The organism is Spiroplasma phoeniceum P40, assembly GCF_003339775.1.
GTDB lineage: Bacteria > Bacillota_I > Bacilli_A > Mycoplasmatales > Mycoplasmataceae > Spiroplasma > Spiroplasma phoeniceum.
Window position 1 is genome coordinate 1,754,929 of the sequence record NZ_CP031088.1, and the last position, 26,365, is coordinate 1,781,293.

At 25.5% G+C, this 26,365-nt stretch carries 25 protein-coding genes, 6 pseudogenes and 1 riboswitch; of the genes and pseudogenes, 10 read left to right on the forward strand and 21 right to left on the reverse strand.

Annotation, left to right across the window (positions count from 1 at the left end):
* Positions 1 to 315 precede the first annotated feature (315 nt).
* The 5 genes from mutM to rnmV all read right to left on the reverse strand — a co-directional run bounded on the left by mutM (position 316) and on the right by rnmV (position 6,047).
* Positions 316 to 1,149, reverse strand: coding sequence for a DNA-formamidopyrimidine glycosylase (gene mutM, locus SDAV_RS10685; protein WP_114565540.1), 834 nt, complete (start codon positions 1,147 to 1,149; stop codon positions 316 to 318).
* A gap of 105 nt (positions 1,150 to 1,254) precedes the next feature.
* Positions 1,255 to 3,864, reverse strand: a complete 2,610-nt coding sequence (gene polA, locus SDAV_RS10690) for a DNA polymerase I (RefSeq protein ID WP_114565541.1) — start codon at positions 3,862 to 3,864, stop codon at positions 1,255 to 1,257.
* A gap of 67 nt (positions 3,865 to 3,931) precedes the next feature.
* Entirely contained in the window at positions 3,932 to 4,678 is a 747-nt protein-coding gene (locus SDAV_RS10695) for a GHMP family kinase ATP-binding protein (RefSeq protein WP_114565542.1), read from the reverse strand.
* Positions 4,679 to 4,680: 2 nt separating this feature from the next.
* Entirely contained in the window at positions 4,681 to 5,529 is an 849-nt protein-coding gene (rsmA, locus tag SDAV_RS10700; RefSeq protein WP_114565543.1) for a 16S rRNA (adenine(1518)-N(6)/adenine(1519)-N(6))-dimethyltransferase RsmA, read from the reverse strand.
* Positions 5,529 to 6,047 (reverse strand): ribonuclease M5, encoded by a 519-nt coding sequence (gene rnmV / locus SDAV_RS10705; RefSeq protein ID WP_114565603.1) that lies wholly within the window; start codon positions 6,045 to 6,047, stop codon positions 5,529 to 5,531. The genes rsmA and rnmV overlap by 1 nt, the downstream gene beginning before the upstream one ends.
* Before the next feature lie 128 nt (positions 6,048 to 6,175).
* Here rnmV and mreB (SDAV_RS10710) point away from each other — a divergent pair, with 128 nt between their 5' ends.
* The 5 genes from mreB (SDAV_RS10710) to mreB (SDAV_RS10730) all read left to right on the forward strand — a co-directional run bounded on the left by mreB (SDAV_RS10710) (position 6,176) and on the right by mreB (SDAV_RS10730) (position 11,694).
* Entirely contained in the window at positions 6,176 to 7,225 is a 1,050-nt protein-coding gene (gene mreB / locus SDAV_RS10710; RefSeq protein ID WP_114565544.1) for a rod shape-determining protein, read from the forward strand.
* A gap of 271 nt (positions 7,226 to 7,496) precedes the next feature.
* Positions 7,497 to 8,555 (forward strand): rod shape-determining protein, encoded by a 1,059-nt coding sequence (locus tag SDAV_RS10715; RefSeq protein WP_114565545.1) that lies wholly within the window; start codon positions 7,497 to 7,499, stop codon positions 8,553 to 8,555.
* A gap of 77 nt (positions 8,556 to 8,632) precedes the next feature.
* Positions 8,633 to 9,367 carry a hypothetical protein gene (locus SDAV_RS10720; protein WP_114565546.1) on the forward strand — a complete coding sequence of 245 codons (735 nt, stop codon included), beginning with the start codon at positions 8,633 to 8,635 and terminating at the stop codon, positions 9,365 to 9,367.
* A gap of 171 nt (positions 9,368 to 9,538) precedes the next feature.
* Positions 9,539 to 10,582, forward strand: coding sequence for a rod shape-determining protein (mreB, locus tag SDAV_RS10725; protein ID WP_114565547.1), 1,044 nt, complete (start codon positions 9,539 to 9,541; stop codon positions 10,580 to 10,582).
* A gap of 53 nt (positions 10,583 to 10,635) precedes the next feature.
* Positions 10,636 to 11,694, forward strand: a complete 1,059-nt coding sequence (gene mreB, locus SDAV_RS10730; RefSeq protein WP_114565548.1) for a rod shape-determining protein — start codon at positions 10,636 to 10,638, stop codon at positions 11,692 to 11,694.
* Positions 11,695 to 11,763: 69 nt separating this feature from the next.
* Here mreB (SDAV_RS10730) and SDAV_RS10735 read toward each other — a convergent pair whose 3' ends face one another.
* The 3 genes from SDAV_RS10735 to SDAV_RS10745 form a co-directional block, all read right to left on the reverse strand.
* Positions 11,764 to 12,534 (reverse strand): TatD family hydrolase, encoded by a 771-nt coding sequence (locus SDAV_RS10735; RefSeq protein WP_114565549.1) that lies wholly within the window; start codon positions 12,532 to 12,534, stop codon positions 11,764 to 11,766.
* Positions 12,535 to 12,543: 9 nt separating this feature from the next.
* Positions 12,544 to 13,893, reverse strand: a complete 1,350-nt coding sequence (gene mnmE, locus SDAV_RS10740) for a tRNA uridine-5-carboxymethylaminomethyl(34) synthesis GTPase MnmE (RefSeq protein WP_114565550.1) — start codon at positions 13,891 to 13,893, stop codon at positions 12,544 to 12,546.
* Between the two features lie 117 nt (positions 13,894 to 14,010).
* Positions 14,011 to 14,772, reverse strand: coding sequence for a hypothetical protein (locus SDAV_RS10745; RefSeq protein WP_114565551.1), 762 nt, complete (start codon positions 14,770 to 14,772; stop codon positions 14,011 to 14,013).
* Between the two features lie 456 nt (positions 14,773 to 15,228).
* Between SDAV_RS10745 and SDAV_RS13745 the strand changes: the two genes are divergently transcribed.
* From SDAV_RS13745 to SDAV_RS10760, 3 genes and pseudogenes are all read left to right on the forward strand, one after another.
* On the forward strand, positions 15,229 to 15,342 hold the full coding sequence (locus SDAV_RS13745) for a hypothetical protein (RefSeq protein WP_245938599.1): 114 nt from the start codon (positions 15,229 to 15,231) through the stop codon (positions 15,340 to 15,342).
* Entirely contained in the window at positions 15,311 to 15,514 is a 204-nt protein-coding gene (locus SDAV_RS10755; RefSeq protein ID WP_114565552.1) for a hypothetical protein, read from the forward strand. Before SDAV_RS13745 ends, SDAV_RS10755 begins: the two co-directional genes overlap by 32 nt.
* Positions 15,481 to 15,956, forward strand: a pseudogene (locus SDAV_RS10760) (DUF3627 domain-containing protein). The gene SDAV_RS10755 and the pseudogene SDAV_RS10760 overlap by 34 nt, the downstream one beginning before the upstream one ends.
* On the opposite strand, the gene SDAV_RS10765 reads toward SDAV_RS10760, so the two are convergent.
* Entirely contained in the window at positions 15,894 to 16,259 is a 366-nt protein-coding gene (locus SDAV_RS10765) for a hypothetical protein (protein WP_114565553.1), read from the reverse strand. The pseudogene SDAV_RS10760 and the gene SDAV_RS10765 sit on opposite strands and share 63 nt — an antisense overlap.
* Before the next feature lie 252 nt (positions 16,260 to 16,511).
* Positions 16,512 to 16,679 carry a hypothetical protein gene (locus tag SDAV_RS12415; RefSeq protein ID WP_186823399.1) on the reverse strand — a complete coding sequence of 56 codons (168 nt, stop codon included), beginning with the start codon at positions 16,677 to 16,679 and terminating at the stop codon, positions 16,512 to 16,514.
* A gap of 14 nt (positions 16,680 to 16,693) precedes the next feature.
* On the opposite strand from SDAV_RS12415, the pseudogene SDAV_RS10770 reads away from it, so the two are divergent.
* Positions 16,694 to 16,954, forward strand: a pseudogene (locus SDAV_RS10770) (transposase); the annotation flags it as partial.
* 203 nt (positions 16,955 to 17,157) lie between these two features.
* Here the strand turns inward: SDAV_RS10770 and SDAV_RS14695 are convergent.
* Both SDAV_RS14695 and SDAV_RS10775 read right to left on the reverse strand, forming a co-directional pair.
* Positions 17,158 to 17,355, reverse strand: a pseudogene (locus SDAV_RS14695) (hypothetical protein); the annotation flags it as partial.
* Between the two features lie 643 nt (positions 17,356 to 17,998).
* The gene (locus SDAV_RS10775) at positions 17,999 to 18,889 is read right to left on the reverse strand and encodes a UPF0236 family transposase-like protein (RefSeq protein ID WP_114565554.1); all 891 of its coding nucleotides are present in this window, start codon (positions 18,887 to 18,889) and stop codon (positions 17,999 to 18,001) included.
* Positions 18,890 to 19,004: 115 nt separating this feature from the next.
* On the opposite strand from SDAV_RS10775, the gene SDAV_RS10780 reads away from it, so the two are divergent.
* Positions 19,005 to 19,856: a hypothetical protein gene (locus tag SDAV_RS10780; protein ID WP_114565555.1), complete on the forward strand. Its 852-nt coding sequence runs from the start codon at positions 19,005 to 19,007 to the stop codon at positions 19,854 to 19,856.
* Here the strand turns inward: SDAV_RS10780 and SDAV_RS10785 are convergent.
* The 9 genes and pseudogenes from SDAV_RS10785 to guaB form a co-directional block, all read right to left on the reverse strand.
* Positions 19,774 to 20,073 (reverse strand): annotated as a pseudogene (locus tag SDAV_RS10785) (DUF3627 domain-containing protein); the annotation flags it as partial. The gene SDAV_RS10780 and the pseudogene SDAV_RS10785 sit on opposite strands and share 83 nt — an antisense overlap.
* Positions 20,074 to 20,458: 385 nt before the next feature.
* Entirely contained in the window at positions 20,459 to 20,710 is a 252-nt protein-coding gene (locus SDAV_RS10790; RefSeq protein ID WP_071937632.1) for a hypothetical protein, read from the reverse strand.
* Positions 20,710 to 20,866 (reverse strand): annotated as a pseudogene (locus tag SDAV_RS14545) (hypothetical protein). Before SDAV_RS14545 ends, SDAV_RS10790 begins: the two are co-directional and overlap by 1 nt.
* Positions 20,867 to 21,409: 543 nt before the next feature.
* Positions 21,410 to 21,826: pseudogene (locus SDAV_RS14700) on the reverse strand (Mbov_0399 family ICE element protein); the annotation flags it as partial.
* A gap of 171 nt (positions 21,827 to 21,997) precedes the next feature.
* The gene (locus SDAV_RS10805; RefSeq protein ID WP_114565556.1) at positions 21,998 to 22,582 is read right to left on the reverse strand and encodes a R3H domain-containing nucleic acid-binding protein; all 585 of its coding nucleotides are present in this window, start codon (positions 22,580 to 22,582) and stop codon (positions 21,998 to 22,000) included.
* Entirely contained in the window at positions 22,582 to 23,859 is a 1,278-nt protein-coding gene (yidC, locus tag SDAV_RS10810) for a membrane protein insertase YidC (RefSeq protein ID WP_114565557.1), read from the reverse strand. Before yidC ends, SDAV_RS10805 begins: the two co-directional genes overlap by 1 nt.
* A gap of 15 nt (positions 23,860 to 23,874) precedes the next feature.
* Positions 23,875 to 24,192 (reverse strand): ribonuclease P protein component, encoded by a 318-nt coding sequence (gene rnpA / locus SDAV_RS10815; RefSeq protein ID WP_114565605.1) that lies wholly within the window; start codon positions 24,190 to 24,192, stop codon positions 23,875 to 23,877.
* A gap of 42 nt (positions 24,193 to 24,234) precedes the next feature.
* Entirely contained in the window at positions 24,235 to 24,369 is a 135-nt protein-coding gene (gene rpmH, locus SDAV_RS10820) for a 50S ribosomal protein L34 (RefSeq protein WP_004028019.1), read from the reverse strand.
* A gap of 154 nt (positions 24,370 to 24,523) precedes the next feature.
* Positions 24,524 to 25,969: an IMP dehydrogenase gene (gene guaB / locus SDAV_RS10825; RefSeq protein WP_114565558.1), complete on the reverse strand. Its 1,446-nt coding sequence runs from the start codon at positions 25,967 to 25,969 to the stop codon at positions 24,524 to 24,526.
* A 103-nt stretch (positions 25,970 to 26,072) separates the two neighbouring features.
* A riboswitch (purine riboswitch) is annotated at positions 26,073 to 26,133 on the reverse strand.
* Between the last annotated feature and the right edge of the window lie 232 nt (positions 26,134 to 26,365).

Sequence of the window (26,365 nt, forward strand, 5' to 3'; positions counted from 1 at the left end):
AATATTACGATAATATTATAAACTTTTTATTTTAAAAAATAATATAAAACAAAGGAATTTATTAATATTTACCTAATTTACTAAAATTTACCAAAAAAAAGAAAAAAAATATAATTTTTAGAATTCTTATCCTCTTTTTTAAAAATACCGTGTTATAAATAAAGTACTATATGGCAACATATAGTAAACAAACAGAGCTTATAATTACCTGATGGATGGGCCTCCTAAAAGGTAATACCCAAAGATAGGTATTTGTTAGTAAATAGTTTTTTCATAGTTTTTTCTAAAGGGCATTTCTAAACAAGGAATGCCTTTTTATTTTAATTTTTGACAATAATTACAAAAATAAGTTCCTCGTCCATTGACAAAAATTTTATCAATTAATTTATGGCAATTAACACATTCCATTTTATTACGCCCATGTACTTTTAATTGTTGTAAAAATTTACCATCCATTCCTGGTTCAGGATGATAAGTTGCAATGGTTGTTCCTCCTTCATCAATGGCTTTTTGTAAAACTAATTTTGTATTGTCAATAATATTTTGATAATCTTGATCAACTAAATTTTTTGTTCTTTCACCAGGATGAATTTTAGAAGCAAATAAAATTTCATTGGCATAAATATTCCCAATTCCAACAATAACATTTTGTTCCAATAATGTTGTTTTAATCCGCTGTGATTTATTTTGCCAAGCATTTTTTAAATATGAAAATGTAATTTTTTCATCAAATGGTTCATATCCTAACTTATTCAATGGTGCTTGTTGTAAATAATCATTTTTATTATATAAATGCATTGTCCCAAATTTTCTTGTATCATGATAACGTAATTGAAATTGATGATCAAGTTCAAATAAAACCATAATATGCTGTCATTCACCAGGTTCATCTTTTAGTGTAAAATAATATTTGCCTTCCATACGTAAATGACTAATTAAAACATAATCATCCAATATAAATAGTAAATGTTTCCCCATTCGATCAATTCGATTAATTTTTTGTTTAACAATTTTTTTTATAAATTCCTTTGAATCAAGAGGATATTTTATTATTTTATTTCAAAAAATTTGACAATCAGTAATTGTTTTTCCAACAACATGTTTTGTTAAAATACGACGGACCGTTTCAACTTCTGGTAATTCTGGCATATTGTTCCTTCTTTCTTAATTAATAATTTAATTTTATTTTTATATCTAATAAAAATCAAGATGCTAATAAGTAATTAAAATTATAAAAAGTGATATGATTTAATCTTATTTTAAATCATATCAACTTAAACCAGTTTTCATATCAACTATTAACTTTACATCTAATTTAATAGAATCTTCCATAAATGTTTTAACAATTTTTTGCACTTGAATTAATTCAACTTGCGGAATTTCAAAAATTAATTCATCATGAATTTGTGCAATAATTTTTGCTTTTAAATTTAATTTTAAAAATTCTTGGTCAATATTTTTTAAAGCAATTTTAATAATATCCGCTGCACTACCTTGAATTGGCATATTCATTGCAATCCGCTTTCCAAATTCACGTTGCATATAATTACGGTCATTAATTTCTGGAACATAACGTTTCCGATTAAAAATTGTTGTAACATAACCATTTTGTTTACAAAACTCAACTTGTTGATCAATAAAAGCCTTAATTGTTGGAAATTGTTGATAATAATTATTAATTATTGCTTTTGCTTTTGCAACAGAAATATTTAAATCAGTTGCTAAACCAAAATCACTAATTCCATAAATAATCCCAAAATTAACAGCTTTCGCACTACGACGAATATTTGGTGTAATTTCATTTTTTGATAAATTAAAAATTTTCATTGCAGTATTAGTATGAATATCTTCATTCTTATTAAAAGCAGCAATTAAATCTTGGTCTTTTGACATATGTGCTAAAATTCGTAATTCAATTTGTGAATAATCACAAGATAATAAAACATTATTTGGCGATGAAACAACAAAAATTTTTCGTACCTCTTTTTGAACATCATCACGAATACTAATATTTTGCATATTAGGTTCCACAGATGAAAGCCGACCAGTATTTGTTAAGGTTTGTTTATAAATTGTATGAACTTTCCCATCAGCAAAAATATATTTTTCCATCCCTTTTAAATAAGTTGAATATAATTTTTGATACTTTCGATAATCTAATATATTTGGAATAATAACATGGTTATTTTTTATTTCTTCTAATGTTTCTTGTGATGTTGACCCTTTTTTCCGATCAGGTAATGAAAGATCTTGAAATAATAATTCTGAAATTTGTTTTGGTGAATTAGGATTAATTTCTTTTTGTGCAATATCATTAATTTCATTATTTAATTCTTGCACAATTTTTTCAATTCGTAAGGTTTGTGTTGTTAATTCATGTTGGTTAACTTTAACACCATTAATTTCCATTCGTGCTAATGCAAAAGCTGTTGGTAACTCAATCTTATAATATAAATCATATTGCTGATTAGCTTTTAATAACTCAATAATTTTTGGTCTTAATTTATTAATGTACGCTGCTTTTTCACCAATAAAATGACTTAATTTAATTACATCAGCAGGAATTTGTTTTTTAACCCCTTTGCCATAAAATAATTCATCAGTTAAAATTTGTTTTTTTTCAAATAAATTAATATAAGTATCTAAACTATTTTTTGCATTTGAATTATAAACATAACCAGCTAGCATCATATCATACTCAATATTTTGAACAAAAATATTATCACGAGCTAAAGCAACAATTAAACTCTTTGCATGATAAGTTAACTTTTGATATTTAGTATCATTTAAAAATTGATGTCATAGTTTATCATGCTTTGCATGAATATAATCAAAATAAAAAACACCTTTCGAATTAACAATTCCAAACCCAATAATTTCTGCAGTATGATAATTTTCATCTAATAATTCTAAATAAACAGTAGTGTTATTTTCATTAAATTCGGAACATCATTCTTCAATAATTTTTACTTTTATATTTGAGTTTTCGGTACTATTATCTTGATTATTAAACAACTTTGTTACAAATGAATTCATATTATATTTTAAATAAAATTGCATTAATTTTTCTTGATTTGGTGAAAACTGAGTAAAAGTAAAATGTTCTAAATTAATATCACAAAAAATAGTAGCTATCTTTTTGCATAATAATGCACTTTCCTTATGATTTAATAAATTTTGTTGTAATGCACCCTTAATCTGCTCAATATTATCATATAAATTTTCAATTGAATGATATTCCTTAATTAATTTTATTGCTGTTTTTTCACCAACCTTTGGAACACCCTTTAAATTATCGGAAGGATCACCCATTAGCCCTTTTAAATCAGGAACTTGTAATGGTGTAATTCCCCATTTTGCTCTTAAAACTGTTTCATCAATAACATCAGCACTGTCGCCTTGACGTGGCACTAAAATATTTGTTTTATTAGTAATTAATTGATATAAATCTTTATCACTTGAAAAAATATCAACATAAAAATCTTCTTTTTCAGCCATCACTGCTAAACATCCTAATAAATCATCAGCTTCATATCCTTCTTGCTCTAAAAATGGAATTTGATAACTATCTAAAAATTCTTTTACAATTGGAAATTGTAAAATTAATTCATTTGGCGTTTTACTCCGACCATCTTTGTAGTCAACTAATAAATCATGACGAAAATTCTTTTTTCCTTTATCAAAAGCAACAACAACACTATAGTAGTTATTTGTTTTTAATATTTTATTCAACATATTCGCAAATGCATAAACAGCATTTGTTGGTGTTCCATCGAAACTTTTTAACATCTCGCCATTATACACTGTGGCATAAAATGCTCTAAAAAGCAAAGAATTTCCATCAATTAACAATACTTTTTTCATTTTACAATCTCCTCATTTATGTTCAATTATATCCTAATTTAATTTTAAAATATACTTTAAAACTTAATTATCAAGCCAAAAAAGCACCGCCACTACCAGAAAGCATTACATTTGAATATTCTTGCTTTAGTGTAAGATAAAATTTTTTTAACTCTGGATTAATTTTAAAAGCGGGCTGTTGTAACATATTAAAATAAAGATTATTAATTATTTTTTTTGTTTTATAGTATTGATAATTATGGTCAAATTCTTGATAAACCTCTTTTGTGATTGATGATATTTTTGAATCAATAATTTTAAGATTTGGGATTTTATACTTATTAATTTGATGCATTGTTAAATACTTAATTTTATGACCATAACCAGAGATTATTGCTGGTTTTTCTAAATAAAAAAATAAAGCATCGGAACTAAGACTTTGAGTTAACTTTTTAATTTTCCAAGAATAATAATTAATATTAAAAAAATGACAAATAAGTTTAATCATTGCAACAGCATTACTAGCAGAATAACCAAGACCAGAACCAATAGTTGTATTTTTAATTAAATTAATATGAACTGGGGTTGATTTAAACTTAGGGAACATAACAACAAATTTATGATATGCTTCCAAAATAGTATTATTATTTGAATCTAGTTCTTTTTTATTACAAGTAAAAATTGTTTGTTTACCTTGATAAGGCAATAACTCAACAAAATCATATTCTTCATTATAAGGAAAAATAATACTTTTAATATGGTGCATTTTTTTAAATTTATGTTTGTGAAAAACCTCTAAAGTTAAATTAAACTTACCATATGATCTAATTTTCATTTTTATAGTTCTCCCTTAATTTGTTTAATTTTATTATATAAAAGATAAAAATCATTTAAACTTAAATTTTCTGAACGTAAATTTAATGCATAGTTTAATCTTACCAAAATATCTTCGGCTAAAATTTTATTGTTAATAATAATTGCTAAGTTATTTAAAATTGTTTTTCGCTTTGTTGCAAACATCATTCGAATAAATCTAATAAATTCTTCATCATTTATTAATAAAGGATATTTTTTATTCAATTTAAATTTTAAAACAATACTATCAACTTTTGGTACTGGAACAAAATTATTATGACCAACTAAGGAAACTTTTTCAATGTCACTATAAAATTGACAAACAACAGAAAGACTACTATATTTTTTTGAATTTGGTTGAGCCATAATTCGTTCACCCACCTCTTTTTGCATCATTAAAATAATTTCTTTTACTTTTGGATTATTTATTTTTAATAATTTAAAAATAATTGGTGAAGTAATATAATAAGGAATATTGGAAATAATACTAATTGGATTATTATCTAAAAATTCTGTTAAAAATAACTTTTCTAAATCAATGGTTAAAATATCTGCCTGGATAACAGTTAAACCCTGATCTTTAAATTTTAATGTTAAATATTCTACTAAAGTTGAATCAATTTCAACACAAACAAGTTTGTTTGCTTTTAATAAAATAGAACTCGTCAAAGCACCCATTCCTGGACCAATTTCTAAAATATTTGTGTTTGGTAAATCAAATGCACTATCAACAATTAAATTAATAAAATAAGGATTTGTTAAAAAGTTTTGTCCCTTACTCTTTTTAGCTATTATTCCTTCGGCACGCATTTCTTGGTTTTGTTTCTTCATTATTTCTCCTTTAAAATATCAATTAAATCTTGTTTTTTAACATTCATATAATTTAGTCATTTAAATGTTGTTTTATTATTAGTTGGCATTAAGTTATAGTACTTAATAATTTTTTCGCGTTTTACTTTTGAATCAACTAAATTAATATAATCACTTCATTGTAAATTATCAACTGGCTGGTTTGAAAAACTAATTAAATTATTAATACTATTTTTAATTGCATCTTCAGATGCCTCAGCAATTCCAACTTTTTTACCCTTGGTTGCATCATTCTTACTTATAAAAGCATGCAGGCATTTGTTTTTTAAATAATCACTAATAATTTGACGTAATTTTTGTCCAGGATAATCAGGATCAGTAAAAATAATTACTTTATTATTTAAACTAATTTTTTTGATCAATGCTAATTTTTCTTTTGTAATCCCACTACCACTAGTTTCAATTGTTTTAATATTAGGAAAAATACTTTTTAACTTTGTTGAATCTGTCTTACCTTCAACAATCACAAATACTCCCATTTTAGCCTTCACTCCCCGATAAACACCTTTTTCATTTACTTATCCTGATTTTATAGTATAATTATACTAGAATGTTATATTAAAATAATCATAAATTTTAAATATAGGAGTAGGAGGCAAAAAGAAATATGGCTAATTATAAATTTGGAAAAGACTACTCGTTTTTAGCATTAGACTTAGGGACAGCTAACACAGTAGCCTATGTATCAGGTCAGGGAATTGTTTATAACGAACCTTCGATGATGGCATATGACACTTTAAGTAACTCATTAATTGCCTTAGGAAATGAAGCATACAAAATGGTTGGAAAAACGCATGATCATATTAGAATGGTAACACCATTAGTAGACGGAGTTATCTCCGATATGGAAGCGGCTCAAGATTTGTTAAAACACATTTTTAGTAGATTAAAATTATCAGGAATTTGAAAAAATTCACTAGTAATATTGGCGTGCCCAAGTGGAGTTACCGAATTAGAGCGTGGTGCTTTAAAAACTATTGCAAAAGATATGGGAGCAAGTCACGTTTTAGTAGAAGAAGAAGTTAAACTAGCAGCATTAGGAGCTGGCATTAATATTGGTCTAGCACAAGGAAATTTAGTAATTGATATTGGTGGGGGAACAACAGATATTGCAATTATTTCAGCTGGTGATATTGTAATTTCAAAATCAGTTAAAGTTGCAGGAAAACACTTAGATCAAGAAATTCAAAAATATATTCGTGCTGAATACAATGTGCTAGTCGGAATTAGAACGGCTGAACAAATTAAAAAAGAAATTGGTGCATTAGTTAAAATAATTAATGAAAAACCAGTTCGTGCCTTTGGTCGTGATATTATTACGGGATTACCACGAGAAGTATTAATTAAACCTGAAGAAATTAAAAACGTTTTATTAGCCCCTTTTTCAAGAATTACAGACTTATTAGTAGAAGTATTAGAACAAACACCACCAGAATTAGCTGGTGATGTTATTAGAAATGGTATTACCATCTGTGGAGGAGGAGCTTTAATTCGTGGAATTGTAAAATATTTTGAATCAATTTTCCAATTAAAAGTAAAAGCTGCAAATGATCCATTAATGTGTGTAATTGATGGTGCTAAAACTTATGAAAAAAATTTAGGTGCTGTAATTGAAAGAATTCAATTACTTGATGCAAATGAATACAAAATTTCATAAAAAGTATATTTTTAAAATATACTTTTTTTATTTTCCAAAGAACTAATAACATAATAATAATAATAATAAAATAACTAAAATTTTTAAAAAAGAAAAAGAAACTTGAAATTATCATTTTTAATTGAAAATTATACCAGATTTTATATAATAAAGTTATTTGATATTGAATGTTTTATAACAAATAAAGGGTTTAATATTTAAGAAAATTATTATGTTATTGTTATTGCTATGTTTTTTAACGAAGCAATAAACGGAAGGAGACATTTTAAAGATGGCAATATCAGACGTATTGAAAAATACATTTAACATTTCGCCAAAAGCACCCCGGAAATTCATTGCTATCGATTTAGGAACTACTAATTCGATTGCTTATGTTGCTGGGAGAGGCATTATTTTTAATGAAGCATCAGTAATGGCATATGAAATCGGAACTAAGAAACTAATAGCATTAGGTGATGATGCTAAAAAGTTAATTGGCAAAACACACGATAAAATTGAAATTTACTCACCATTACGTAATGGAGCAGTTACGGATTTAACTATTGCAAAAGAATTTATTCAACAAATAGGGAAAAAAGCAAAAGTAACTGATTTATGAAAAAATGCTATTGTTTTAATTGCATGTCCCAAAAATGTTACAGACTTAGAAAAACAAGCAATAATCAAGATGTGTAAAAATATTGGTGCTGACTTTGTAAAAATTGAGGAAGATTCATTAATGGCTGCCTTAGGAGCTGGTGAAAATATTTTTGCACCAAAAGGAACTTTTATTTTAGACATTGGTGGTGGAAAATCAAGTTGTGCTATTATCTCAGCTGGTGGAATTGTTGAAAGTAAATCAATTAAAACTGCTGGGAATTATATTAATGAAGAAATCTTAAAATATATTCGTGCGAAGCATACTATTTCAATTGGTGTTGTTACTGCTGAACAAATTAAAAAACAAATTGGTTCATTATACAAAACAAAAGAAAATAAAAAAATGATTATTTTCGGTCGTGATGTTGTAACAGGAATGCCAAAAGAAGCAGAAATTTTAGATTCAGAAATTAGGAAATTATTAATAAGTATTTTTTCATCAATTACACAATTAATAACCGAAGTTTTAGAAAAAACTCCAGCTGAGTTAGCTGGTGATGCTGTTACTAATGGAATTTTAGTTACTGGAGGATGTGGTCAAATTGCCGGAATTAAAGAATTTCTATCAGATTATTTCCAAATTCCTGTTCGTGTAGCTAAAAACGCCGAAACATCTGTTATTGATGGATGTATTGCTTATGAGAAAAAAATTAGAACCGACTTAATTGAAGAAAACAAAAAAAATAGATAAGTTTAAAACTACTTATCTATTTTTTTATTATAATTTTTAGAAAAATGATAAAATTATAATAATAAGGTGAGGCAATAATGAAAAAAGTATTATCATTTTTAACAGTACTAACTTTTATAACTCCAGCAATTAATTCAGTTGTAAGTTGTTCAACAATTGATGTACGAATTCGCCAAGCTTTGGCAAATTGAACTTATACGTCAAAAACTGATCAACCAATTTTTGGAGCAGTTTTTAATTCTGACAAAACAATTAATGAACCATATTTCTCATATTGATTTATTCAACAAATTTTGACTTCGTCTGGTTACATTAATATTGATAAACCTTGAAATCAATTACTAAATAATAATAGCGGTATTGCCTGGCCTTATCCTAGTTCAACAAATATTGAAGAAATCTATAGTGATTGATTTAATTCAACTATTACCAGCATTGAAGAAGGCAAAATTAATATTTATGATTTAAAAACTTTCTTTATTTATATGACGATTTATAATCCAATTATAATTTTATCTGATACACAAATTTTTGAATATAAATATAAGCGTGAGCAATCAGCAATTGAAATTGAATATCGATATAAAACACCAACTGATATTAATACTTATATTACAACATTAGTTAAAAAATATTTAACTTTTTTAAAAGAAACAGTTGAAGTTAAATATTTAAAATTAACTAAATACTTTTTAACAATTGATGAAGCAAAGCAATGAATTGAAAATTTAGTTAATAGTTTAATTAGAATTTTAACAATTATGTCACCCACTTTTGTAATTCCTTTAAGCATTAATACAAACCGATACTAAACTTAATTATGGAATAATTTTTAGGAAAGATTAGGATTTATGTTATAATGTTTTTGTATTGTATTCTCTATATGAAAATAAATATAGAGACTTGCAATTCATTTTATTCATTAATCACAAATATATTAATCTAACTAATTAATTTAACAAGAAACAGGAGGACAAAATTACATGGCTTTATTTAATAGTGCAAAAAAACCGGCTTTCGTTTCTATGGATTTAGGAACTGCTAATACATTAGTATATGTTTCGGGTTCAGGAATCGTTTACAATGAGCCTTCAATTGTTGCTTACAGAATTAAAGAAAACAGAATTATTGCTGTAGGAGCCGAAGCTTACAAAATGATCGGAAAAGGAAATAAGTCAATTCGTATTGTTAGACCAATGGTTGACGGAGTTATTACAGATATTCGTGCAACAGAAGCACAATTAAGATATATATTTACAAAACTACGTATTACAAAACAATTAAAACATTCAATTATGTTATTGGCTTGTCCATCAGTAATTACTGAATTAGAAAAAGCTGCTTTGAAAAAAATTGCTATGAACTTAGGAGCATCAAAAGTTTTTGTAGAAGAAGAAGTTAAAATGGCTGCATTAGGTGGCGGGGTTGATATTTACAAACCTGCTGGAAACCTAGTGATTGATATGGGAGGAGGAACAACAGATATTGCTGTTATGGCCTCAGGAGATATCGTATTATCAAAATCAGTTAAAGTTGCTGGAAATTACTTAAATGATGAAGCACAAAAATTCATTCGTTCACAATATGGTCTAGAAATTGGATCAAAAACTGCTGAACAAATTAAAATCGAAATTGGGTCATTATCAAAATACCCTGACGAAAGAAGAATGAAAGTTTATGGACGTGATGTTGTTTCAGGATTACCAAGAGAAATTGAAATAACACCTGAAGAAATCAGAGAAGTATTAAAAGTACCAGTGTCAAGAATTATTGACCTAACAGTTCAAGTGTTAGAAGAAACACCACCAGAATTAGCTGGTGATATCTTCAGAAATGGAATTACAATCTGTGGTGGAGGAGCTTTAATCAAAGGGATTGATCGTTACTTTACAGATACATTACAATTACCATCAAAAATTGGAGAACAACCATTATTAGCTGTTATTAATGGAACTAAAAAATTCGAATCAGACATCTTTGATATCTTAAGATTAGAATCAATGCATGTAAAAGAATTAAATTACTAGAATAATCATTAATTGATTATAATAGTTATTAGATTGTTAAGGAGGACAAAAACGTGAGACCAGAAACTAGACCATTTATTTCTCTTGACTTAGGAACTGCTAATGTTTTAGCATATGTTTCAGGACAAGGTGTAGTCTACAATGAACCATCATTAATGGCTTATAACAATAAAACTAATAGTTTAATTGCTTTAGGGAAAGCTGCCTATGATATGGTAGGAAAAACACACGGAGATATTAGAATGGTAACACCATTAGTAGATGGAGTTATCGCAGACATGGAAGCTGCACAAGATTTATTAAAACATATCTTTTCAAGAATGAAAATGATGAACATTTGAAAAAATGCTATTGTATTATTAGCATGTCCAAGTGGAGTTACTGAACTTGAAAGAGAAGCATTAAAAAATGTTGCTAAAGAAATGGGCGCTGAATTAGTTATCATTGAAGAAGAATCTAAAATGGCCGCTTTAGGAGCAGGAATTAATATTGAATTACCTCAAGGTCATTTAATCATTGATATTGGTGGAGGAACAGCTGATTTAGCTATTATTTCATCAGGTGATATAGTTGTTTCAAGATCAATTAAAGTTGCCGGAAATCATTTTGATGATGATATTCGTAAATACATTCGTTCAGAATATAACATTGCAATTGGGCAAAAAACAGCTGAAGATGTTAAAAAATTCATTGGTTCATTAGTTAAATATCATAACGAAAGATCAATGCAAATCTACGGACGTGATGTTGTTTCAGGATTACCAAAAGAAGCAAAAATCTCTTCAGAAGAAATTAGAAATGTTTTATTAAATGCATTTTCTAAAATTACAGATTTAGTAATTGAATTATTAGAAAATACACCACCAGAATTAGCTGGTGATATTATGAGAAATGGAATTACAGTTTGTGGGGGAGGAGCTTTAATTAGAAATATTGATAAATATTTCTTTGATATTTTTCAATTACCAACCAAAATAGCTTCAGATCCATTAAATTGTGTTATCGAAGGAACAAAAATCTTTGAAAAAACAATTAAGAAAAACATCGAAAATGGTTTATATAATTTCCAAGAAAAAGGATTATTATCGTCATTAGGTAAAAAAAGAAAATAAATTGAAGCAAAAAAATATTAGGTTAACCTAATATTTTTTTATTGTAATTTTTAAATTTGAAATTAAAAATTAATCAAGATTAAATAACTTGCGTGCATTCTTATTAGTAATACGAATCATTTCTTCAACCGGCATATTCTTTAATTCTGCTAATTTTTTAACTGTATACATAATAAATTTAGGATAATTCTTTTTCCCTCTATATGGATCAGGAGTTAAATATGGTGCATCAGTTTCCACTAAAATTTTATTTAATGGTACCATTTTAGCAACTTCCCTTAATTCCTGAGCATTTTTAAAAGTAATATTACCAGCAAACGAAAGATAAAATCCTAAATATAAAAATTTTTGAGCCATTTGAATTGTTCCATTATAACAATGCATCAAACCTTGTGTTATTTTTTGTTCTTTTAATATTTCATAACAATCTTCATAAGCATCACGGCAATGAATGGCAAGTGGAAGATTATGTTGTTTTGCTAATTCAATTTGTTTAATAAATCAATGCTTTTGTAAATCTGGAGAAACAGTTTTATGAAAATAATCTAAACCAATTTCGCCAACAGCAATTACTTTATCACTATTTAATAATTGATCTAATTTCTCTAAATCTGAAAACCCATATTTAGCAACATCAGTTGGATGAAACCCAATTGTTGCAAAAACATTATCATACTGCATTGCATGGCGAACTGCTGCTTGGCTAGAATCTAAATCATAACCAACATTATTAAGTCAAAACACGCCACTAATTTTAGCATCAGCTATTATTGCTGATGTTTCTTCGTTCTCATATTCATGTGACATTAAATGACAATGTGTGTCAAAAATTCCTTGCATATTTTCCTCCTATTTTCCTAGGCAATACTTACTAAAAATTGTTGTTAATAAGTCTTCTTCATAGTTTTCACCTAGAATATCACCCAATATTTCTCAAGCCTCATGTAAGTCAACATTAATAATATCAACCGGAAATCCACTCATACTATTATTATATGCATTTTTTATTGAATTTGCTACCTTCTCTAATAAAGAAATTTGTTTTATATTTGACAAAACTAGTTGATCATCTTTTGTAATCTGGGCTGTTTTATATAAATTTAAAATTTTATCAATAAGAGGCTTTATATCTCGGTTTAATGCTGAAATTAAAAGAATATTTTGTTGCAAATTTTCATTTTGTACTTGCATATTAAGTAAATCGCTTTTATTTAAAACTAACAAATATTCTTTATTTTTAATTAGTTTTTTAAGTTCGGGACTTAAATTCATTAAATCAGAATAATTATCAGCAACAATTAAAATTAAATCAGCATTAATAACTTGTTGACGTGCTTTATCAATTCCAATTTGCTCAATTTTATCAACTGTCTCACGTAAGCCAGCTGTATCAATAATATTTAATGTTAATGGTCCTAAATTAATCTTTCCTTCAACAATATCTCTTGTTGTTCCTGGTAAATCAGAAACAATAGCTTTATCTTCGTTCATTAATGCATTTAATAATGATGATTTTCCAACATTTGGCTTTCCTAAAATTAAGACATGAATACCATCATCAATCATTTTTCCAACTTTACTAATTTTAACTAAATCATTAATTTTTTGTTCTAAAATTAGTAGCCGCTGGTTTAATTCTTGTGTAGTTAAATCACCAACACCATCATATTCAGGATAATCAATATTTACTTCAATATTTGCAATGATATCTAATAATTCATCACGATATGTACTAATTAAATAAGTATTTTTATTTTGCAAATTATTCAAAGCTATTTTTGCACTAGTATCATTTGTCGCATTAACTAAGTTATTAATAGCATCTGTCTGAATTAAATTAAGTTTTCTATTTAAAAACGCTCGTTGTGAAAATTCACCTTTATTTGCTAAACGCGCTCCATTTTTTAGTAATAACTTAATAATATTATTTGCAACTAATACGCCACCATGGCAATTAATTTCAATAATATCTTCTCCAGTAAAAGAATTAGGTTTTTGAAAACAAACCAAAATAACTTGGTCAATAATCTCTTTGCCATCTCTTAAATAACCATAGTAAATTTGATTTCCGTGTGGAATAATTTTTTTTGAAAAAACTTTATTAATAATTTTATAACTATCCACTCCAGACATGCGAATAATTGCAATTGCTTGCTTTACCATTGCAGTTGCTGGAGCAATTATTGTATCTTCAATCATTTTATAAAACTCCTCTTTTATTAATTAATTATATTATATAAAACAATAAATTATAAATTCAAGTATAAAATATATAATTTTTGTGGAAACCATATAAATTTAAGACCAGTTCTATCGTTAGATTAAGTATACCGCTTTTTTATTAATTTTTAAATCAACTAAATTAAATATAAAAAATGACAAAGTACATTCAAATGCATTAATAGCATCCAATTTTTTTCAGCCACGACGTTCGTCTCTAATATTCGTTTTTTCGTAATTAAGACATTTATATAATTTATCATATAGGTAACCATATTTTTTTGTAACTATATATTCACCATTAATATTTTTAGTAACAGTTAAATTTTTTGAAAAATATATTCTTCCAGAAGATAACAAGCGTTTTATCGTAAAATGTCGATCAACTATTTTTCATCCTTTTTCACCCGTAACCAAAATCCGACTAATACTATTTTCAAGACTTTTTTCATCTCAATTATTATTAATAATTAATTTTTCTCGAACAAAATCGCCTACTGTTCGTGCATCATGCCCAATTCTATATTTTAAATCTTCTTTTAATTTATGGTATTTTAAAGATCAATCATTAACTTTATTTGCCATACTAGAAACCTTTTTAGTCATATCTTTAAATTCAGTAGTTGAAATTGATTGTTCTTCTAAAATATAAATTTCAGTTGGAACATCATTTTTGTTTATTTCTACCCCAACTAAAATTTGTACAGCATCGTCTTTTCCTTGAATAGTATCTGCATAATCAGACCAAACAGCTATAAAACTAAATCAATATTTATTAATATTTTTTCATCAAAATTCAGTTGGATCAAAAAACTTTGCTCCTTCTATTAGTTCTTTTCGATAACTATATTTTTCCAAAGCAAATTGACGTTCTTTTCCTAAAAATAAATAATCCTATGTTTGTGGATTATTTTCCTTGTAAAAACCACACACATTTTGTATTTTTGGTTTTTACAGTTTTGGAAAGTAAATTTTTTTTAATATTTTTAACTAAGGAATTGAAATTATGCAAACAAAGCAATATATTATTTTGCGGTCGCTAGTGAAAAAGTATGGTAAAGATAATGTTATTAATACTGTTAATAAGATTGCAAAAGATATTTAAATTAAAAAGTAAAAGAATAAATTATTCCGCGTAATTTATTAGCGGATAATTTATTCAATAGTGTTTTTAAAGGATCAAAGCGACAATGAGCGGAGCGAGTTTGCAAATTTCAATTTTTTAGTTTTTAGAGAGGAGATGTAATATGCCAACTTTGATTAACGACAATATTTAGTGTTGTTATTATATTAGGGATTTTTGCTTGAATTTGTTTATCAATTTATCAAAAAATTAAACAAATTCGAGGAAAGAAAAAAGAAAAAAAGAAATTGAAAGAAAGGACAATAAAAAATAATGTTAGGTATGTATTTAACAACGGCGGTTAATTTTTTAACAGCACATACACCTAAAACTATGACTGAGGGTATGACTGGTATTTGAACTGGTTTATCTAGTGCATTATGAAAAGTTAAAGAAGGTATAACAAATATTTTGCCTGAGATAATGGTTTTTTTAGGTGATGATTGAGTAATTTTGTTAAGAAAAATCAGAATATAGAAAATTATTTTATTAGTAAGGAATTTATACTTTTTGCAAAAGATAAAGCAAGTTTTATTAATTTACCTAATGATAATCGTCATATTGGTTTTTGATTGAGTAATAAGTTTATTTATTTCAGTGAAAAAAATTCTAATCAAGTAGCAATCGGTTTGATTTATGATAATTCTTATCCTATTATATTATAAAGTATGATGAAAATTTAAAGCGAAATATTTGAAAGTATTTAACTGGAACAGCCTTAATTAATTTATATAATCATAATATTGGGTGTCATATGGAGGGTGATGTTTCCCATTATGGTAAGGGTATATTTTCTAAAAAAGGAATTTATAGCGAAAAAACTGTTAAAAATAAATTGAATACTAGTATGCTAAAATTAAGAAATAATATTAAGGATTTTAAACAATCCACTATCAATAAATGGAAAAGATGATGCTAAGGTACTTGTTGGCATTTCTCGACCATATTTTTTTATTATAACCTTATTGTTATAGGGTATAAAACCTTTTAAACCATTAAATTGTTGATATCACAATGGATTAGGTTTAATATCCATTTCTTTTAGTGTTTTTGTTAATCGTGTTTGTGCCTGTGATAATGTTTTTTTATTTGTTCCATAATTTAAAAATAAAATATTAACATTTTTTAATAATTCACCACCACCGTTAACTTCATCAATTAAATGATAGTATGTTTCTAATTCATAGTTATTTTCATTTGTATTAACATATGATTTTGTCATTACTTGTCTTGTTTGGGTTGTTTGAATAGCACTGTTGATTGCTTTTTTTGTTTCATCATAATTTAAAGGATTTATATTTCAAATAATAGTTTGCTCATTTGAAAATAAACATGCCCCTCATAAATCATTAATAAATAAAGGGTAGTTATGAATAGTATTAATTTAATAATATAAATCATTTGCTATAAAATAATTTTTTTAATATTTAGGTAGTTAAATTGCAATAATTTTGCTAAATTTTCTTTATTTTTATTAAAAATTGTCTTTATTTTTATTAAAATCTGTTTTATTTAATGGTTTTTCATACGGGTTTCACATTAATTTTAAGATTTTTGCTATTTCGTAATTAGATAAAGTATTGCAATTAATTTTTCCTTTATGTAATTTATCTTCTAAAAATAATATTTTTTCATCGTACATTATCGTACATTATAAAAAAAGAATTTAGTAAATTTGAAGAGATGGAAAAGATTACTGGTTCTAATGTTTATTATTGTGACCCTGGTTCACCAAAACAAAAACCATTAATTGAAAGAATTAACCGTGAATTTAGAAAACGCTTTCCTAAGGGCACAGATTTTAATAAAGTTAGTCAGAAAAGAATTGATTGAGTAGTTAATGTTATAAATGAAAAACTCCGACCGTGTTTAAATTGAATAAGTGCAAAAGAAATGTTTTTACAAAATATTAAATAAATTTATTAATTAAAATTTAATAAATGCTTTTTTAGTGTGTTTAAATATAGTTAAATTAAGTTATATTTATAAAATATTTTATTTTTTTAAAAAAAGAGTTGCATTTGTTAAAAATGATGTTATCATCAAATTAACAAGAGACAGATTTTGCTGCTTGAATTTACATAATACACTCATAATATTTGGGTTTTTGTACCAGTTTATGGATTAACTTCGGGGTCATACTTTGGATTAGGTTTACCATCAATTGATGGTACAATTAAATCATTTTGATTAGGATTTTTAGTTGGATCTCACGCATATCATTTAGGTAATAAAGTTGGTGCTAAATTAGAAATTTTATATTTTATTTGATATTTTGCTTTATTTTTTCTATCATCATGACTAACAACAATATTATAAATATGGTAGTATATGTTATTTTGAGTTTTTTAATAAAATTAATTAATTAATTAGAAACAAATTAAGTTTCGCTTATGAATAAATGATAACAAAATTTATAAAAAATTCAACTTTTTTAAAAATTATATTTTTAATTGAATAAATAATTTTATAAAATTATGAATTTTGACACACTAAAAAGTACTTTTTAAAGTTATTACTAATTTTAAAAAGTTTTTTATTTATAAAGATAAAAATTGATTTTGAGATTGATTTAATTTAAAAATATTAGATTCAATTTTTTCTTTATTTTTATTAATTTTAACTTCATTAATTCTGCTATTAATTCTTAACATTGAAGCAATTAACATATTATTAAATGTTTCTTTACAATATATTTTTGCACCACGCCCCTTAACAGCCTTAATATAATGTGAAACATCACCTTCAACATGACAACCAATATTATATTCTAATGCTTGATTTTCAATACCATCTTTATTATTTTTAATTAATTCAATAGTTTCTAATAAAAATTTCTTTTTGCTGTCAATAACATAGGGTAAATGACAAATTAAAAAATCTAATAATGCTTCATAATTTCTAGTAAAAAAATATATTTTTGCTAATTTATATTTTAATCTATGAATTTTGTTTCTATTTCTATATGAAAAATAAGTCTTTAAATCTTTTTACTAAATGAAATTTATCCAAACTATATGATACAGTGTTATTTTTATAGTTTGTTTTTATGGCTTTGTAAATTTTTTTAATTTGTTTTTCGCCATCACTTAATACTAATATTATAGTATTTTCATTAATATCATAAGTATCCATTAGTTTAAAAATTTTGTCAATAAAATTATTAAAACTAGATTTTTTATTTTTAGTAACATTTTTATCCATTATTTGAAAAACACCTTTTTTCTTTTTAATTACTTTTCTTGTTTTAGTTGATTTTTCTTCATCAATACCAATATGCATAGTTAAAAAAAATATTTTCTTTTCAATTCTTTTTTTATTTTCTCGCATAGGAACAAAAGCACCGTCAATTTGAATATATAAAACATTATTGGGAATTTTAATTTTATTGTTATTTTTGTTGCTAATATAGTTAATTTTTTCTAAATCAGCTTTTTTAAAAATATTAGATATTATTTTTTCACTGATATTAGCATTTTCTGTTGTGTGCATAATATCTTTATATCGTTTTCCATCACCCATAAAAGAAATATATTTATCTTTTAAATTTTTTTCAATTCTTTCATATTTTTTTAATCCTAATTCTTCATCTAAAGGATAACGATTTATATATTTTTTATTTTTTTCATCATATTTAACATATCTTCGTCTTTTTATAGGAATATTTCCATATTCTGTTTTGATTGTTTTTGGTAATTTTGATACTACCTTATATCCTTGTAATATTTGTCCTTGTTGATATAATTTAAATATCTCATTATCTCTATTAATTAATAAATTTTTAACTTCATTTTGTGTCTCGATTGTTTTATTTTTTTTATAATTTCCTAACAAATTTTGTTCTAACTCCATCTTATTATTTCCCTATCTTTAAAAAATATTTTTAATATGATATTAATAATAATTAATTTGATATTTGATAATTTTTATTATTTTATCATAATTTGAAAGCGAGGATATCTAAAAAATGCAAGACTTTACTAAAATTAATAATAAAAAACGAATTACTAGTTATCAACATTTAAATAAAAAATATGATTTAAATTTTAGTGACTATAATTTTGGTTTTGACTGAGAAGTATTTAAAGACTTTGTTGGGGATAGTTATGCACGTTATTTTACTTCACCAAGTTTTTTTAAGTTTGTTTCTGCGGGGCGTGGTACTAATAAAACATGAAATCATATAGCAGAAAAATTATTTTATGCTTGTAATTTTACTGATGCTTCATCTAATATTTTACGAAGATATGATAATACCCACGAAGATACTACTTTTGGAGATACAATTAACGTATGTAATTATTTATATGATAAATATAGCATTGATTTAGGACCTGACAATGAAAATGGCATTGTTTGACCTAAAAATGTTAAAGAAGGTGGAGAAATTGTTTTTCCTAGTGGTGTTCGTATTGCTTTTGCTGGTTATGCCAATGGTAATAAAATTATGGGTAAAGTTGGTAAAGGTAGCGGTATTATAACAGCGTGAACTGATGAAATGATACATGACGAAGAAAAAGAAATCTTAACTAATAAAGAATTAGATAAAAGATATAATAATTTAAGAGTTTCAATGTTTCGTTCTAAAAGTTTAAAAGTATCTTATGAAAAATACACCGATGAAAATAATAATGAACAATATAATTTAGACAATCCTATTCCTATAAAAGAATTATCTTGGACATTTAAAGAATGAGATAATATAACAAAACAATATACAACAATAACAACATATTTTGATTATATAAATTGATTAATTCTGTTCCAGTTAAATATTTTCAAATATTTCGCTTTAAATTTTCATCATATTTTACAATAGGGTAAGAATTATCATAAATCAAACCGATTGCTACTTGTTCCGAATGTTTTTCACTCGAATAAATAAACTTATTACTCAACCAAAAACCAATATGGCGATTATGATTAGGCAAATTTATAAAACTTGCTTTTTCTGTTGTAAAAGGGATAAATTCCTTACTAATAAAATAATTTTCTACATTCTGATTTTTCTTAACAAAATTACTCAATTTTATCATCTCCTAACTAAATATTTGTTTAATAAACAATGTTATAAATAATGTTTATATAATGTTTATTTATTGCAATAAACACTGATTATTAACAATGTTATACATAATGCTAATATATTGTTTATTTAATGTTTAATAAACAATGTTAATAAACATTGTTAATAAACATTGTTAAATATAAAAATAATAAAAATTGGCACACTGAAAATAACTATTAAGAACTTTAATAGTAAATATAATAAGTTCATTTTTCTATTTAATAAATTCATTTTTTACAAATGTGATACCATCTATTTTTTGATTATCATGAATGGTATCACCAATTAAAACAATTATTTCACTAAAACTTCCTAGTGTGCCTTAACTAAGATATAATCGATTATAATAAATATTAAAATCCTTTAACCATAACACGGAAAAAGTTTAAGATTTTAATAATACAAAATATAGCAAATGGAATTAATATAATTCACGCTTCACCTAAGAAAACCATTATCTCAGGTAAAATATTTGTTATACCTTCTTTAACTTTTCATAATGCACTAGTCAAACCCGTTCAAATCCCAGTCATACCCTCAGTCATAGTTTTAGGTGTAGGTGCTGTTAAAAAATTAAACGCTGTTGTTAAATACATACCTAACATTATTTATTACTCTCCTTTCTTTCAATTTCTTTTTTTTCTTTTTTCTTTCCTCGAATTTGTTTAATTTTTTGATAAATTGATAAACCAATTCAAGCAAAAATCCCTAATATAATAACAACACTAAATATTGTATATTGTCGTTAATCAAGTTGGCATAATACATCTCCTTTCTAAAAACTAAAAAATTGAAATTTTCAAACTCGCTCCGCTCGTTGTCGCTTCGCTCCATTAAAAACACTACTGAATAAATTATCCGCTAATAAATTACGCGGGATAATTTATTCTTTTACTTTTTAATTTCAATATCTTTTGCAATCGTAAGGGCATATTTTCTAAAAAAGGAATTTATAGCGAAAAAACTGTTAAAAATAAATTGAATACTAGTATGCTAAAATTAAAAAATAATACTAAGGATTTTAAACAACCAGAAAAACCACCAGAAAATAATAGTATTTTATATAATAATTTTAATAAAACTGAACAACAAAACTTACATCTTTATTAATTTTATTTTTAAATTAAATAATTTTAATAAAAATGCATTTTTTGCTGTGATTAAATTTAAAAAAATATAAAAATTTGTTGACAATAAAATTAAACATGGTATCTTTAAATTAAGTATGTGGATTATTTATTCCATAATTTCTTAAATATAATAAATACCCTTAAATAATTTATACAATCACTTTTCTTACTACCATAAATATTTGTGCCATCTTTGCCTTCCGTAACATGTTGATCTTTCATATTGTAAACAAATTTGTTATTAATAACTTCAACAGGTTGACCATTTACTGTCATTCATTCAGATGAGTCATTAAGTCCATCAAATTGTAAATGCACAGTTGTATGAAATTATAATGTCCCACCATAAGTATCACTTACTTTATCAGGCTCTAATTGGATTGGTTTATCAGAAACCATCCCTTGAGTAGAATCATTTGGATTAACAATTTGTCCCGGAAAAAAAATTAATCTAGCACTTAGTGACTTACCTCAATAATTTTCTGATAATTTTATATTAATCGGTGTTTCAAAAGTTCATATTTCTTGATTACCAGTATTAGAATTTTTAAATTTAAAAACAGTTGTTGCTTTATGTGTACTATAATTATAATAACTTAAGTAATAAGTCAAATTTTTTTATAAACTTGACTAACATTTTAGACTGTGCACCTACCCACATAAGTTCAGTTTTGTAAAGTCTATCTTTTATTCTCATAAACTTTCTACATTTATAGGAAACATTTGATATTTTACAAAAATTTGTTCATTATTAAAAAATAATTATTTTTTATAATTATACTTAATAATAATTTGGCGATTATTTTCCGAACCAATTGACTTTGAAATTACTTCTGGAAATTTTAGAACATTACTATGAACTAATTTTCGTTGTTCTTTATTCATAACAGGCAATAATTGATCTTTTTTTGATGATAAAACTCTCTTAACAACACTTTGTACAGCTTCTAATAACATTAATTTATCATAATTAAAAATAATAATAAATTTAAAATCATTTTGAAATTTACGACTAATATATGTATGTAATAATGTTTCTAGAATAAAAACAAAATCAAAAATATTAATATTTATTTTAAAACCTCTAATATTTAATGTAATTAAAAATTGCTTATTAAAATATGAAAAAGACATCTCATAATCTTTCGTTAATAAGATATCTTTGATAATACTATCTAAATGTTCTTTACAAAAAGAAATAATATCATTAATTTCAAAAAAGGTTACTTCTAGTCTATGAAAAAATCATTTTGTTGATAATTCAGTTTTATAAAAGAAGTTTTTATTTGAATTATTTAAAAATTCTCTAATTTTTTTTTGCGACTTAAATTTTTTTATGAAAATCATTAATCTTTATTTTTTTTCTTACTATGTAAAGAAAATTTAGATTTTTTAGGTTTTGATTTAACCGGATTATAAGAAATTTTATCGGCATTATTTGTTTTTATTTGTTTTGTTTTTGTAATTTCAACATTTTCAATATTATTAGTTGTTTTTAAATGTTGTTTTCTAACAAATAAATGTTTAATTCTTTGTCCAAACGATTCTTTGTTTTTATTTTTTTTACTTCGTTTCTTAACTCGTAAGAAATGAAATCCTAATGTTTGTAAAATTTGAATAAAGGCTGAGAAAATTCAATAAATAGCAACCCCAGATGCAATTGAAATTGTAACTACAAAGAAGACAACAATCATTACTCCTTGCATAATAAATTGCCGTTTACGTGCTTTTTTCTGTTCCTTTGTAATAACTCTTGTTTTACGAAGATTTAAAATAGTTGGTAAAATCATCGAAAGAATTTGAATAGGCAAATATACAAATAATAAAGTTAAATAAACATAATTCCCACTAGTAATCATATCTCATGGCTTTTCAATTAAAGAAATTTGCCCAATTGTCGCCATTTTTAATTCTCGTGTTGCTCTAACAACAGTATACATCGCAATTAAAAACGGAATTGATAAAAAAGACGAACCAATTGTGGATAATGGTGAAACTCCTTCTTTGCGATACAACTGCATCATTTCTATTTGTTGCTTTTGTTTTGCCGCTGGATCTTTTGAAACCTTATATTTGGCCTGAATTTCTGCTTGTTTAATTTGCATTAATTGCATTTTGTCTTGATTTCGTTGTGCTTTTCAACTAAACATTAAAGTAATTAAACGCACAATTAATGAAGTTAAGAATAATGCGCCAATAATTCCTGCACCATTATCTAATCCACCAAAACCATAAATTAAATTAACTAAAATTCAAGCAACAGGAAACACAAAACAACCATAAAATGGTGAAGATGTTTTAACAAAAGCATCAGATCATGTTCTAATTGCTAAATATGGATATTCATATAGTTGTCCATTTTCAAAATAAAAAAAGTGTTCTTTCCCAACATTAGCGTATCCTAAAATAATTTCAAAGAAAACTCCTGGTTTATATACTTTCTGACCAGAAACATCTAAAATTTGGGCAGTCCCATATTTTGGAACCATCATTTGCCCACAACCTCATAACATTGATATAATTAAAAAAAGATACAGGACTAATTTTGTTCATTTCCAGGCAATTGAATATCAAGGTTTTCGTGTTCTTTTCCCATCAGAGAAAATATAATCACGATAGTTCACTATTTCGCCTCCTTTTTACATTTTGATTTGATTTAATAAAATTTCTTTATTAATTAAATAACTATTGTTAAAATATGATTTTCGAACAATAATGATTTGATCATAACCTTCTGTTACTGAAAAATCAAAATTTAACATACTTCGAATTTGTCTTTTTACTTTATTTCTAACAACAGCATTTCCTAATTTTTTACCAACAGATATTCCAAAACGATGATAATTAAGATCATTTCTTTTAAAATAAATAAAATAAGGGTTAGTTTTAATAAAAGAACGATTATTTATTATTTTTTGAAATTCATAATTTTTTTTAACAATAAATTTTTTTTTCACATTTCGACACAAATAGAAAAATAAAGTATTTTACAAGCATTTTTAAGCTGACAATACTTTTCTTCCTTTCGCTCTTCTTTTACTTAAAACTTTACGGCCTGAAGCTGATTCCATTCTTGCTCGAAAACCATGTGTTCTTTTATGTTTAATTTTACTTGGTTGTCACGTTCTTTTCATTACTAGCACCTCCTTATGATATAAATTATTAAGACATCATATAGATGATATCTTAATTAATAAAAAATATCAATTAAAATAATATTTTTTTAAAAATAAAAATGGAGATTGATATACTTTCTCATCTCCATTTATCTTTTTGCTTATAATAATATTATTTTGTGTAATTTGGTGGTTCTTTGGTAATTGCAATATCATGTGGATGTGATTCTTTTAAACCATTATTTGAAATTTCCACAAACTGAGCTGTTTTTTGCAACATTAGAATATTTTTTGCACCACAATAACCAAAACCGCTCCGTACACCACCAATAAATTGAAATAAAATATCACTTAATTTACCCTTTAATAAAACTCGTCCTTCAACTCCTTCTGGAACTAATTTACGATTTTTATCTTGAAAATAACGATCAGCACTACCTTTTTTCATAGCAGCTAATGAGCCCATTCCCATATATGTTTTATATTTTTTACCTTCAACAATCATTTCTTCACCAGGTGCTTCAAATGTTGATGCAAAAACTGAACCCATCATTACTGCATTAGCACCAGCTGCAAGTGCTTTAACAACATCACCAGAATATTTAATTCCACCATCAGCAATGACTGGAATTTCTTTTCCTTTACAAACCTCATAAACATCATTAATGGCTGTCATTTGAGGAACTCCAACTCCAGCAACAACTCTTGTTGTACAAATACTTCCTGGTCCGACACCAACTTTAATTGCATTAGCACCAGCTGCAATTAAATCTAAAGCTCCTTGAGCAGTAACAACATTGCCAGCAATTAAATTAATCGTTGGAAAAGCTTTTTTAATTTTTTTAACCATATTAATAATACCTTGACTATGACCATGCGCTGAGTCAACAACAATTACATCAACCCCAACGGCAACAAGTTTTTCAACACGTAATAATGTATTTTCATCAATTCCAACGGCTACACCTACTCGTAATCGTCCTTGTTCATCTTTACAAGCATTAGGATATTCGTCACGATTATTAATATCTTTAATTGTAATTAACCCAATTAACACATTTTTTTCATTAACAATTGGTAGTTTTTCAATACGATTATTTAACAAAATATCTTTTGCTTGTTCTAAATCAATATTTTCATGAGTTGTAATTAAGTTTTTTACAGTCATAAATTTATCCACAGAAGCAGTTAAATCATGACATGATCTAATATCCCGATTTGTAATTATTCCCAATAATCTGTTTTCTTCATCAACAATTGGTAAACCAGAAATACGATACTGAGCCATAATATTTTCAGCATCCTGAACTGTCATTGTTGGTTTTAATGTTATCGGATTAATAATAAAACCTGACTCGTTACGTTTAACTTTTTCAACTTCTGCTGCTTGTTTATCAATTGATAAATTTTTATGAATAATTCCAATTCCACCCTCGCGAGCAATTGCGATTGCCAATTTTGATTCAGTAACAGTATCCATTGCTGAAGATATAAAAGGAATATTTAATTCAATATTTTTTGTTAGTTTAGTTCTTAAGTCAATCTGATATGGTAAAATATCTGATTTTTGTGGAACTAATAGTAGATCATCAAAGGTATAAGATTTTTTAATTTGCATGTTTGTTCCTCCAAAATATTTAATACAAAAAATTTAATAAAAGAAGCATGACCATTAAAACCAATTAACAAACAGTCTTAACAAATTAAAAATAAATTAAGACCTATAGTATTTAATTTAAGGTTAACTGTAGAGACACTAGACAATATTTCTAGTATATATAATATTATTGTAAGTATTAAATTTTACTAATTATAACAAAAAAAAGTAAAATAGACCAATAAAATTTACATTTAAATTTTAAAAACTATACCTATGTATCTACCCATATAAGTTTACTTTTTTAAAGTTTATCTTATTTTCTCATAAACTTCGTGCATTTATAGGAGACATTTGATATTTTACAAAAATTCGTTCATTATTATATCAATTAATGTACCAATCCACTTTTTCTTT